This is a genomic window from Pseudomonas sp. FW305-96 (genome assembly GCF_058783825.1).
Map to the genome: position 1 here is coordinate 22453 of NZ_JBYSYW010000049.1, position 7342 is coordinate 29794.

9 protein-coding genes and 1 other RNA gene are annotated in these 7342 nt (G+C 66.2%); 4 read left to right on the forward strand and 6 right to left on the reverse strand.

Features of this window, described 5'->3' with window-relative positions; translation table 11 throughout:
- Window positions 1-58 precede the first annotated feature (58 nt).
- From AC3WL2_RS24725 to AC3WL2_RS24750, 6 genes are all read right to left on the reverse strand, one after another.
- Entirely contained in the window at window positions 59-1060 is a 1002-nt protein-coding gene (locus tag AC3WL2_RS24725) for an extracellular solute-binding protein (RefSeq protein WP_102685068.1), read from the reverse strand.
- 114 nt (window positions 1061-1174) lie between these two features.
- Window positions 1175-2392, reverse strand: coding sequence for a 2-octaprenyl-3-methyl-6-methoxy-1,4-benzoquinol hydroxylase (locus tag AC3WL2_RS24730; RefSeq protein WP_173862471.1), 1218 nt, complete (start codon window positions 2390-2392; stop codon window positions 1175-1177).
- Between the two features lie 9 nt (window positions 2393-2401).
- Complete coding sequence (locus AC3WL2_RS24735; RefSeq protein WP_023633020.1) at window positions 2402-2884, reverse strand: DUF4442 domain-containing protein; 483 nt, start codon at window positions 2882-2884, stop codon at window positions 2402-2404.
- Window positions 2881-4080 (reverse strand): 2-octaprenyl-6-methoxyphenyl hydroxylase, encoded by a 1200-nt coding sequence (gene ubiH / locus AC3WL2_RS24740; RefSeq protein ID WP_102685066.1) that lies wholly within the window; start codon window positions 4078-4080, stop codon window positions 2881-2883. The genes AC3WL2_RS24735 and ubiH overlap by 4 nt, the downstream gene beginning before the upstream one ends.
- Window positions 4077-5411, reverse strand: a complete 1335-nt coding sequence (gene pepP, locus AC3WL2_RS24745; RefSeq protein WP_102685065.1) for a Xaa-Pro aminopeptidase — start codon at window positions 5409-5411, stop codon at window positions 4077-4079. Before pepP ends, ubiH begins: the two co-directional genes overlap by 4 nt.
- A gap of 21 nt (window positions 5412-5432) precedes the next feature.
- Window positions 5433-5987, reverse strand: a complete 555-nt coding sequence (locus AC3WL2_RS24750; protein ID WP_038707024.1) for a YecA/YgfB family protein — start codon at window positions 5985-5987, stop codon at window positions 5433-5435.
- 146 nt (window positions 5988-6133) lie between these two features.
- Here AC3WL2_RS24750 and AC3WL2_RS24755 point away from each other — a divergent pair, with 146 nt between their 5' ends.
- The 4 genes from AC3WL2_RS24755 to AC3WL2_RS24770 all read left to right on the forward strand — a co-directional run.
- Window positions 6134-6343 (forward strand): TIGR02449 family protein, encoded by a 210-nt coding sequence (locus tag AC3WL2_RS24755; RefSeq protein ID WP_023631616.1) that lies wholly within the window; start codon window positions 6134-6136, stop codon window positions 6341-6343.
- On the forward strand, window positions 6340-6657 hold the full coding sequence (locus AC3WL2_RS24760; RefSeq protein WP_023631617.1) for a cell division protein ZapA: 318 nt from the start codon (window positions 6340-6342) through the stop codon (window positions 6655-6657). Before AC3WL2_RS24755 ends, AC3WL2_RS24760 begins: the two co-directional genes overlap by 4 nt.
- Before the next feature lie 17 nt (window positions 6658-6674).
- Window positions 6675-6854: non-coding RNA, 6S RNA (gene ssrS, locus AC3WL2_RS24765), on the forward strand.
- Between the two features lie 61 nt (window positions 6855-6915).
- A partial coding sequence (locus tag AC3WL2_RS24770; RefSeq protein ID WP_102719684.1) for a 5-formyltetrahydrofolate cyclo-ligase occupies window positions 6916-7342 on the forward strand: 427 nt, incomplete at its 3' end.

Sequence of the window (7342 nt, forward strand, 5' to 3'; positions counted from 1 at the left end):
CATGGTTCGTGGGAGCGGGCTTGCCCCGCGATCGGTTCTCAAGGATAAGGCGGCGGACTCAGTTCCAGCCAGCCCGATCCATCAAGCGAATGGCTTCGGCCTGGCGCTTGCCAGCGACTTCTACCGGAATGCTGTCGGCCTTGAAGCTACCCCAGGCCGCCACTTCCGCCGATGGCTTCACCTTCGGGTTGGCCGGGAATTCCTGGTTGATGTCGGCAAACAGCTTCTGCGCCTCCTCGCCGGTCATCCACTCCACCAGTTTCTTTGCCGCTTCCGGATGCGGCGCATGCTTGGTCAGGCCGATGCCCGACAGGTTGACGTGCACACCGCGGTCACCCTGGTTGGGCCAGAACAGCTTCACCGGCAGATCGGGCTTTTCCTTGTGCAGGCGCCCGTAGTAATAGGTGTTGACGATGCCCACGTCGCACTGGCCGGCGGCAATGGCCTGAAGCACTGCGGTGTCGTCGGAGAACACGTCGGTGGACAGGTTGTTGACCCAGCCCTTGATCAGTTTCTCGGTCTCGGCCTCGCCGTGGTTCTCGATCAGGGTGGCGGTCAGCGACTGGTTGTAGACCTTCTTCGCCGTGCGCAGGCACAGGCGGCCTTCCCAGTGCTTGTCGGCCAGGGCCTCGTAGGTGGTCAGCTCGGCGGGTTTGACCCGGTCGGTGGAGTAGGCGATGGTCCGTGCGCGCAGGCTCAGGCCAGTCCAGTCGTGGGACGAAGCGCGGTACTGCGGCGGAATGTTCTGGTCGATGGTGGCCGACTTGATCGGTTGCAGGATGCCCATCTGCTCGGCTTGCCAGAGGTTGCCGGCATCGACGGTGAGCAGCAGGTCGGCCACGCCGTTCTCGCCCTCGGCCTTGATGCGCTGCATCAAGGGCGCTTCCTTGTCGGTGATGAACTTGATCTTGACGCCGGTCTTGGCGGTGTAGGCGTCGAACACCGGCTTGATCAGCTCGTCGATGCGCGAGGAGTACACCACCACTTCTTCCGCCGCCTGGGCGGTGCCGCCGAACAACGTCAAGGCCAGGGCAGCCAGTAGGGGCTTGCGGGATAACATTCGGAGCACTCCTCGCTGAGTTGAGAGGTGCAAATGGTAGTGGTTCCCATTTTTGGACTCATCTATCGAGCCGTTACCGAATGTTGCAAACAACCGCGAGCCCCGATGATGGCTTCAGGCCCTGGCCAGCTCCGGCAGGTCCCCGGACAACCCCAATGCCTGGCGCACGAACAGCGCTTTGGCCTCCGGCATCTGCTCCACCAGCTTCAGCCCACTGTTGCGCAACCAGCGCAGCGGCAACGGGTTGGCCTGGAACAACCGCTCGAAGCCCTCCATCGCCGCCATCAGCGCCAGGTTGTGCGGCATGCGCCGCCGTTCGAAGCGGCTCAGCACCTTCACATCGGCCAGGCGCTCGCCGCGCTCGCTGGCACGCACCAGCTCTTCGGCCAGCACGGCGGCATCGAGGAAGCCCAGGTTGACCCCCTGCCCCGCCAGCGGATGGATGGTGTGGGCGGCGTCGCCGATCAGCGCCAGCCCTTCATCGACGTAGCGCTTGGCATGGCGCTGGCGCAGCGGCACGCAGACCCGCGGATCAGCCTCGAGCACTTCACCCAGACGGCCTTCAAAGGCACGCTCAAGCGCCTTGCGAAACGCCGCGTCGTCCAGCGCCATGGCCTGCTCGGCCTGTTCCGGCGTGGTCGACCAGACAATCGAGCACCAGTCCTGGCGACCATCACGCGACAGCGGCAGGAACGCCAGCGGGCCTTCGTCCGTAAAGCGTTGCCAGGCCGTGGCGCGGTGCGCCTCACTGCACCGCACGCTGGTGACGATGGCGTGATGCAGGTAATCCCATTCGCGGGTCTGGCAACCGGCCAGGCGACGTACGGCCGAATTGGCGCCGTCAGCGGCGACCACCAGCGGCGCGCGCAGCTTGCGACCATCGGCCAAGGTCACCAGCCACTCGTCACCGGAGCGGCGCAACTGTTCCAGGCGGGCATTGGCCAGCAGCCCGACATCGCTGTCGTGCAGGCGCTCCAGCAGGCCGTCCTGGACCACACGGTTCTCGACGATATGCCCCAGCACCTCGGCATGCACACTGGCCGCGGAAAAATGAATCTCGCCGGTGCCGCTGCCATCCCAGACGTGCATGTCCGAGTACGGCGAGACACGCCGCCGGGCAATGCCCTCCCAGGCCCCCAGGCGCTCGAGAATGCGCTGGCTGGCCGCCGACAGGGCACTGACCCTGGGTTCGAAAGGCGCCTCGCCGTCAAACGGCTTGACCGACAACGGGCCACCGTCGAGCAGGAGCACCTCCAGGCCACTGTGGCGCAAGGCCAAGGCCAGGGCGCTGCCGACCATGCCGGCACCGACAATCAACAGATCTGCGCGCATTTCCATGCCTTACGCCTGCCTCGCTTGCGGCTTGAGCCGCACGTATAAAGTTTTGTCGACCCGCGCCACCAGCTCGCCGGCGCCATCGCGGATCTCCACCTGCAACCGCGGCAGGTACTTCTTGCCGCTGGCGGTCTGCTGGCGGATCTCATCGAGCAGCGCGTCGTCGACGTGGAATTCGGCATACACCGGGCCCTTGCCCGGCGAGATGAAATCGATGGAGGCGGCCTTGTCCCAGACGATGTACTCGCGCCCCAGCTGCTCGATCAGCAGGAGCATGTAGAACGGGTCGACCATCGCGTACAGGCTGCCGCCGAACTGGGTGCCGACGTAGTTGCGATTCCACCGCGTCAGCTTCATGCGCACCTTGACGCTGCGCATGTCCGGGCTGATTTCCTGGATGTGGATGCCGGCGCCCAGGTAGGGCGGGTAGAAGTTCAGCAACCAGCGCAGCATCCGCGCTCGCCGTGCGAGCCGGCGCGCAGCGCTCATGGGCGGCCCCGCGGATCGGGGCGAGTGCCGAGGCCCATGGCCTGGCGGGCGAACCAGCTTTTCGCCGGCGGCAGCAGGTCCAGCCCGAGCAGGCCGATGTTGCGCCCGGCCGCCAGCAGCGGCTGGTTGCTGCCGAACACACGGGTGACCTGGTCGGAGAAGCCGATGGTCAGGGCCTGGTCGAGGCGCTGGCGCTGGTGATAGGCCTGTAGCGTAGGCAGATCGCCCGGCAGCGCCGGGCCGGCCAGCAAGGCGTCCGCCAGCGACTGCACATCGCGCAGCGACAGGTTGAAGCCTTGGCCTGCAATGGGGTGCAGGCTATGGGCGGCATTACCCAGCACCACCAGGTGCGGGCGCACCTGCTCCTCGGCCTCCACCAGCGCCAGCGGGTATAGATGGCGGGCTCCGACCTGGCGCAAGGCACCGAGGCGGTAGCCAAAGGCTTCCTGCAGCTCGCGCAGGAAGCTGCGCTCGTCGAGCTCGGCCAGGCGTTTGGCGTCCATCCCCTGACGGGTCCATACCAGCGCGCAGCGGTTGTCCGCCAGCGGCAGCAGGGCCATCGGCCCTTGCTCGGTGAAGCGCTCGAACGCCTGCCCGGCATGGGCCTCGCCTGGGGTGATGTTGGCGATCAGCGCGCTCTGGTCATACGGCGTGTGGCGCACATGGATGCCCAACTGCTCGCGCAGGCCCGAACGGCCACCATCGGCCAGCACCGCCAGGTCGCATTCCAGCGTGGTGTCGTCGTCCAGCTGCAGCCGATAGCCACCGGCGATGGCCTGCATCGCTTGCACTTGCGCCGGGCAGCGCCAGCTGACCACCTCGTTGTCGATGGCCTGCCACAGGCACTGGCCGAGCCAGGCGTTCTCCACCACATAGCCAAGCGCCGGCACGCCTTCCTCCAGCGCATCCAGGCGCGTGGCGCCGAAGCGGCCACGGTCGGACACCTGGATCTGCCGGATCGGCTCGGCGCGGCGGCTGATGGCCTGCCACAACCCCAGCCGCTCGTAGATCTGCCGGGTGCCGAAGGACAGCGCCGAAGAACGCGCGTCGTAGCTGGGCTGGAAGCTGTCGCCCGGAGCGAACGGCTCGATCAGCAGGATCGTCCAGCCACGCGCCTTGGCCGCGGCCTGCAGCGTCAGGGCCAGGCTGGCGCCCACCAGGCCGCCACCGATGATCGCCAGGTTGACCCGGTTCATGCGGCGTCCTTGCGGGCTTCGTGCATCAGCGCCTCGATCTCGGCGACCGTGCGCGGCACGCCTGAAGTGAGGATTTCACAGCCTTGTCTGGTTACCACCACGTCGTCCTCGATCCTTACGCCGATGCCGCGCCATTTCTTCGCCACGGCCTGGTTGTCGGCCGCGATATAGATGCCCGGTTCGACGGTCAACGCCATGCCCGGCTCGAGCACGCGCCACTGGCCACCGACCTTGTATTCGCCCACGTCGTGCACGTCCATGCCCAGCCAATGCCCGGCGCGGTGCATGTAGAAGGCACGGTAGGCCTCGCTGTCGATCAGCGCCTGCACCTCGCCCTTGAGCAGGCCCAGCGCCACCAGCCCTTCGGTGATCACCCGCACGGTCGCCTCGTGGGCATGGTTCCAGTGCTTGCCCGGGGCGATCTCGGCGAACGCCGCGGCCTGGGCCGCGAGCACCAGCTCGTAGATGGCTTTCTGCTCGGGCGAGAAGCGCCCGCTGACCGGGAAGGTGCGGGTGATGTCGCTGGCGTAGCAGTCGATCTCGCAACCGGCGTCGATCAGCACCAGGTCACCGTCCTTGAGCGGCGCATCATTCTGCTGATAGTGCAGGATGCAGCCATTGCGCCCGGCGGCGACGATCGAGCCGTAGGCCGGCATCTTCGCCCCACCCTTGCGGAACTCGTAGTCCAGTTCGGCTTCCAGGCTGTACTCATGCAGCCCTGCCCGGCAGGCCTGCATGGCGCGCACATGGGCACGGGCGGAGATCGCCGCGGCCTCGCGCATGACCTTCACTTCCGCCGCCGATTTATACAGGCGCATGTCGTGCAGCAGATGATCCAGGGCAACGAACTCGTTCGGCGGCTGGGCGCCCAGGCGCGCCTTGGAGCGGATCACATTGATCCACTCCATCAGCCGGCGGTCGAATTCGGGATTGCCGCCCATGTTGCTGTAGACCCGCTCGCGGCCCTCGATCAGGCCCGGCAAGATCTCGTCGATATCGCTGATGGGGAAGGCATCGTCGGCGCCGAAATCACTCACCGCGCCTTCCTGGCCGGCCCGCAGGCCGTCCCACTGCTCGCGCTCGGGATTGCGCTCGCGGCAGAACAGCACGTACTCGCCATGCTCGCGGCCCGGGATCAGCGCGATCACCGCCTCGGGCTCGGGGAAGCCGCTCAGGTACTGGAAATCGCTGTCCTGACGATAGACATGCTCGACGTCGCGGTTGCGGATGGCAACTGCGGCGGCGGGCAGGATGGCGATGCTGTTGGGGACCATCTGCGCCATCAGCGCCTTGCGCCGACGGGCGTACTCCGCCTTGGGTATGTGGCTCATGGGCAAACGACCCCGATCAGATCAGTGCAGCGATGGCTTTGGCGCGGGCGCTTCGGGCTTGGCCAGCTCGGTGTACAGCAGCAGCGGGGCGACGCGCAGGTACTCCATGACTTCCATGTAGTCGCTTTCGCCGTCCTCGGATTCTTCCAGCGCTTCCTGGACCTGCGAGATGGCCACCAGGTCCTGGAGCACTTCCTTGGCATCGGTGGACAAGTCCTTGCCACCGGCGTTCAGGCCAAAACCGGTGATGAAGCCCTGGCACCACTGGCCCAGCGCGGTGGCGCGGTCGCTGAGTGCGGCATCATCGGAAGGCAACAGCAGGACGATGGCGACGTCGTCGCCGGTCAGCTCGGCCTTGACCATCTCTTGCAGGCCGACCAGGGCGTTGCGGACAGTGTCACCGGGCTCGGTCTCGAGCAGCTGGGCGGCGTCGGCCAGCCAGGCATCGGCATCGAAGCCGGCGCCGGCGCAGCTGCGGCCGATCAGCAGGCCATGCAGCTCGGCGGGGGTGACTGGGTGGCCATTGCTCGAAAGCAACATGGCGAAGGCAATGTAGGGCGATTGGGTATTGGGCATGGGCAGCTAGGCGCCAGACGGCGCAATGACTAGAATGGAGACCTTGTATCCTAGCACCGGCAGGCGCGCCAAGACCATCGGCACTGGCCGTCGCGCCCTTGGGGCAGGCATGATCGCCAGGCGAGTCAAGGAATCGAGTGCAATCCATGCAAGAGAACGACCTGCAAGCGCTGATGAGCCGGTTCGAGTTGCTGATCGAACGGGTCGAGCAACTAAAGCGGCAAAACGCACTCTTAGTAGCTCAGGAACGATCCTGGCGCGAGGAGCGCGCCCACCTGATCGAAAAGAACGAGATCGCCAAACGCAAGATCGAATCGATGATCCTGCGCCTCAAGGCCCTGGAGCAAGACTCATGAGTTCAAGCAATAGCGTCACCGTCCAGATCCTCGACAAGGAATACTCGATCATCTGCCCCCCCGAGGAGCGCAACAACCTGGTCGGCGCCGCCCGCTACCTGGATGGCAAGATGCGCGAGATCCGCAGCAGCGGCAAGGTGATCGGCGCCGATCGTATCGCCGTGATGGCCGCGCTGAACATCACCCACGAGCTGCTGCACCGCCAGGAACGCCCCGAAGTGGCCAGCGGCGGCACCACCCGCGAGCAGGTGCGCGACCTGCTGGAGCGGGTCGACCAGGCCCTCTCCGACGATCCGGTTAGCAAAAGCGACTGAGATTGGTATACTGGCGCCACTCCCTGGGGGATGCGCCAGTCGGTTATGTCCCTGAGCCGATACGCACAACCACGGGGGTTGCACGCTGGGGCAGGTGTGCATGTCCGCCCGACGGAAAGCCTTAACGCCCCCTGCAATCTCCACCTTGAACTTTCGGGTTCAAGGGCTACACCGATAGCGGTCTTGTCGGGGAGCCTGCTTTCAGAACTGCCCGCCTCCAACGGCGGGCTTTTCGTTTCTTCAGGGATCGCCCGTGCCATGACCGACACCGCGCCGCTCACCCGCCCCCAGCTTCGCCGTCTCCTGCGCAACGCCCGCCGCGCCCTCACACCCGCCCAGCAACGCCAGGCCGCCGAAGGCCTCTATCGCCAGCTGGCGCAGCATCCACTGTTCCGCCGCGCCCGACACATCGCCTTGTACCTGCCCAATGACGGCGAGATCGACCCGCGCCTGCTGCTGCGCGAAGCGCACAGACGCGGCAAGTGTGTCTACCTGCCGGTACTGCACGCCTGGCCCGCCACGCGCATGGTGTTCCAGCGTTTCGAGCCAGGCGAGAAGCTGCGCCCCAACCGGTTCGGCATCGCGGAACCGGTGGTCGAGCGCAAACGCCAACGGCCGATCTGGGCGCTGGACCTGATCCTGCTGCCGCTGGTCGGCTTCGATGAGAGGGGGGGGCGCCTGGGCA

Coding starts and splice junctions, on each gene's coding strand:
- AC3WL2_RS24725 (WP_102685068.1), bottom strand. CDS start 1,060: ATGTTATCCCGCAAGCCCCTACTGGCTGCCCTGGCCTTGACGTTGTTC.
- AC3WL2_RS24730 (WP_173862471.1), bottom strand. CDS start 2,392: ATGCGCGCAGATCTGTTGATTGTCGGTGCCGGCATGGTCGGCAGCGCC.
- AC3WL2_RS24735 (WP_023633020.1), bottom strand. CDS start 2,884: ATGAGCGCTGCGCGCCGGCTCGCACGGCGAGCGCGGATGCTGCGCTGG.
- ubiH (WP_102685066.1), bottom strand. CDS start 4,080: ATGAACCGGGTCAACCTGGCGATCATCGGTGGCGGCCTGGTGGGCGCC.
- pepP (WP_102685065.1), bottom strand. CDS start 5,411: ATGAGCCACATACCCAAGGCGGAGTACGCCCGTCGGCGCAAGGCGCTG.
- AC3WL2_RS24750 (WP_038707024.1), bottom strand. CDS start 5,987: ATGCCCAATACCCAATCGCCCTACATTGCCTTCGCCATGTTGCTTTCG.
- AC3WL2_RS24755 (WP_023631616.1), top strand. CDS start 6,134: ATGCAAGAGAACGACCTGCAAGCGCTGATGAGCCGGTTCGAGTTGCTG.
- AC3WL2_RS24760 (WP_023631617.1), top strand. CDS start 6,340: ATGAGTTCAAGCAATAGCGTCACCGTCCAGATCCTCGACAAGGAATAC.